4 protein-coding genes and 2 pseudogenes are annotated in these 3,369 nt (G+C 58.0%); all 6 read left to right on the top strand.

Features of this window, described 5'->3' with window-relative positions:
- Positions 1-311 (top strand): iron chelate uptake ABC transporter family permease subunit (locus tag EAW56_RS11335; RefSeq protein WP_147453305.1); only part of this gene is annotated, 311 nt, incomplete at its 5' end.
- Entirely contained in the window at positions 308-1,078 is a 771-nt protein-coding gene (locus EAW56_RS11330; protein WP_122086643.1) for an ABC transporter ATP-binding protein, read from the top strand. The genes EAW56_RS11335 and EAW56_RS11330, both read left to right, overlap by 4 nt.
- Positions 1,079-1,320: 242 nt before the next feature.
- Positions 1,321-1,404: pseudogene (locus tag EAW56_RS13250) on the top strand (colicin E3/pyocin S6 family cytotoxin); the annotation flags it as partial.
- 34 nt (positions 1,405-1,438) lie between these two features.
- The gene (locus tag EAW56_RS11320) at positions 1,439-1,660 is read left to right on the top strand and encodes a hypothetical protein (RefSeq protein WP_122086641.1); all 222 of its coding nucleotides are present in this window, start codon (positions 1,439-1,441) and stop codon (positions 1,658-1,660) included.
- Positions 1,661-1,863: 203 nt separating this feature from the next.
- Complete coding sequence (locus EAW56_RS11315) at positions 1,864-2,829, top strand: serine hydrolase domain-containing protein (RefSeq protein ID WP_122086638.1); 966 nt, start codon at positions 1,864-1,866, stop codon at positions 2,827-2,829.
- A 284-nt stretch (positions 2,830-3,113) separates the two neighbouring features.
- Positions 3,114-3,242: pseudogene (gene rplJ / locus EAW56_RS11310) on the top strand (50S ribosomal protein L10); the annotation flags it as partial.
- Positions 3,243-3,369 lie beyond the last annotated feature (127 nt).

Raw genomic sequence — 3,369 nt, 5'->3', positions numbered from 1 at the left:
TAGAGCCACGGCATATGCAACTCATCCTCATGCTCATGGCTGTAGTGCTGGCATCGATGGCCGTCGCAGCCTCTGGTCCGATAGCATTCGTGGCGTTCGTAGCCCCACAGATCGGACGCAAGATCACGCAAACAGCGACGCCGCCTTTAGGCACCGCGATGCTCGCTGGCGCGGCGATCGTGTCCGGCGCTGACTTAGCGGTGCGCACCCTGGTGCCCGGGAACTTGCCGGTGGGGATAGCTACAACTGCGATTGGTGGTGCAGTGCTGCTCTACACGCTGCTGCGCGCAACACGAAAGGTGTCCGTATGATGCTTCAGGTTCGAAATCTCAAAGTGAGCTACGGCGCTTCCGTCATTGTTGACGGCATTGACCTCGACGTGCCTCAAGGTGGGGTCACCACGATCATCGGCCCGAACGGTTGCGGCAAGTCAACGCTGTTGCGAGCTACCGCTGGGCTTATTGCGCGCGATGGTGGCACGGTAACGGTCAACGGCGTGGACACGGCGAAACTGAAGCGCCGCGAGATTGCGCGACAGCTTGCAGTATTGCCACAGGCACCTGTCGCACCCGAGGGACTCACGGTCCGTGACTTGGTCAGCCGCGGACGCCACCCGCATCAGTCCTGGCTACGGCAGGCCTCTGCGGAGGATGCGCGTGCGGTCGATGCAGTGATGGAGCTGACCAATATTGCGGAGTTTGCAGAACGTCCACTCGAACGGCTTTCTGGCGGACAGCGCCAGCGCGCCTGGATCGCGATGGTCTTAGCGCAGGACACTCCGCTTGTATTTTTGGACGAGCCGACGACGTACCTCGATTTGTCTCACTCCGTCGAGGTCTTGTCGCTTGTACGTCGCCTTGCTGATCAGGAGGGGCGAACTGTGCTCATGGTGTTGCATGATTTGAACCTCGCCGCACGCTACTCAGATCAGCTGATCGTGATGCAGCGCGGCGAGGTTCGTGCGGTCGGTGCGCCTGCCGAGGTGGTCACGGAGTCTTTGCTGAGCCGCGTTTTTGATCTCCCCGCGGTCGTGGCGTCAGACCCAGTGAGCGGTGGCCCACTGGTCGTCCCTTGGTAGACGCCCAGACAATCTTTGCAGCTTAGAGCTGTATTTTCCCGATTTACCCAGCATGATCAGCAATAATGCTGAGATTCAGACACACTTTTTGCTACTTAACCCTCTAATCATGCAAATGGAAAGGGGAGCGTTGTGGCCGCTAGTTATATTCATCGACCGAGGAAGAGCCTTGTCGACAGTTTGGAAAAACCCGCGGGCGTGGCGCACCTCGTTGAAGGGATCGGAAAGCCAAGCGTAATTTCGAGTATGACCCCTTGCATGGTCATATTGAGAGCTATCACCTGCAAGGAAAGCACGTTGGAGTGTTCGACGTGGTTTCAGGGTAACTCATTGGACCGGCTGTGAAAGGGAGGAGGATCGATGATTAAGACGTATGTGGACGCGTGTCTCGATGAGGATGCGCGCCCGGACGATGTCGACGACTGGGTCGATGCATGGCACGACGATGTTTCAAGGAGCGAGAACCTTTCACTCGATGCCTTCCTTGGTTTCACGTCAGAGGAATACGCACGATGGGCGAGGGACGGTTCCGCCCTGCAGGAGATCCTCGACCACCGCCGGGCCCAGCGGCAGACCTCATAAGAAGAAACAAGGTTTCGTGACTTCTCGATGTCTCTTGCAGCTGTACGAGACATTCTTCGGTTAAGTGGAAAAGCGTGACTGCGCGGCGAGTAAGAGGCACCGAGGCACGGCCGACAGTAGAAAGTCGACGGCTGACGGGAAGCCTAAGACAGAGAAAGATTGTCTGTTGTAAAACGCGAGCAGCGCCGGTATAACTGGTTGGCATGCTGAAGCGTGTCGCTCTCTCCCAGGTCCAAACAGGCGATCGGCGTTTGGCGGGTGTGCTCGCGGCGTTGGCCGCGGAAGCGGGTGACAACGCCTACCCGCTTCACAATATTGCGACCTTTGTCTTCGAAGACGGGAAGGCTCTTTTCGCTGGACTCGGCGCGGACGAGCACACCGAATTCGAGATCGGGTCAGTTACGAAGACATTCAACGCCGATCTTTTGGAGCAAGCGATCGAACTGGGTGAGGCTACGCCCGGCACGACGGTGGAGGAAGTGTTTGGGGAGCGGGTAAGCGGTACCCCAGTGTCGCCGGTGACGCTGGAAGAACTAGCCAACCACACTTCGGGCTTGCCGCGAACGGGAAAGCAAAAACTGAGCAACAAGGTCAGGGCAGTTCTGGGCCTTAATCCAGACGTGGGCACCACGGTTGACGATGTTGTCGACCAAGCGGTGGCAGCACAGGTGGAAGGACGTGGCACCGAAAATTATTCAAACCTCGGCCATGACCTGCTTGGGCTTCTGCTGGCTGAAAGTGCGGGGACCAATTACCCCGGGCTGATCAAGCAGCGCGTGCTCAACCCACTAGGAATGGGGGAGACCTACGTGGCACTGCCCGGCACTGTGGCGCCGGATAAGCCACGAGGGGTGTCCTGGCTTGGCTGGCGCGTCCAGGCATGGGAGATGGACGGCACGGCTCCTTCCGGTGGAGTGCGATCCACAACTACCGACATGGCTCGATACACCGCACACGCGCTCGAGCGAGATAACTTCCGTTTCACTTGGAACAACATCGCAGGTACCGGGCTGTACTGGCATAACGGCGGAACGTTCGGGTTCTCGTCCATGCTGTTGCTCGACACGGACAAACAGCGAGCGTCGTTTGTCGTAGCTGACTCGTATACGGACATTGAATCGTTCGCGTTCGAACTTCTCGAGCTGGAGGACCCTGCTAAGAAGAAGTGAGGCCGCGATTTGGTGTCGCACGATACCCTGCACTAAAGCTCATCATCGAAGTTTGAACGGCCCGCACAAGGGGGGGGGCCGAGCTCAAGTTTCACCGAAGACCGTCGGTCACTTGACTGGAGATAATCCGGCTAGGTCGAAGGATCCCACCCAGGGATCGGCCCACGCAGGAGAAACGTGGCACCTTTCGCGCAATATGCGCACTGCCTCGTGCTTCCGTGCGGGGCAATTTTTTATTGTCCCGCGCGGACAAGACATGAAGTAATGGGCAGGAGGCGTGTGCCATGGTAAACCCGAAGAATGTTGCTGAGCTTGCTGCCTTGAAGGACAAGTTTAAGGACTCTAGCTCCGTCTTCCTCACCGAGTACCGTGCCCTGACTATTGGTCAGCTGCAGGAACTGCGTGGGGAGCTCGCTCGTCGATTTGCTCGATTGCGTACGGGATAGTGAGGGGGTTGGGCATGCTCATTGCGTTGGCCGTGTCGGTGTCGAGCCAGTAGAGCCCGCCACGCTTGTTGACGTCAAGGTCTATGAAGTTCTC

The sequence above is a fragment of the Corynebacterium gottingense genome, from assembly GCF_003693265.1.
Taxonomy (GTDB): Bacteria; Actinomycetota; Actinomycetes; order Mycobacteriales; family Mycobacteriaceae; genus Corynebacterium; species Corynebacterium gottingense.
The sequence above is the reverse complement of the archived record's forward strand: the minus strand, read 5'-3'. Positions and strand labels throughout refer to the sequence as shown.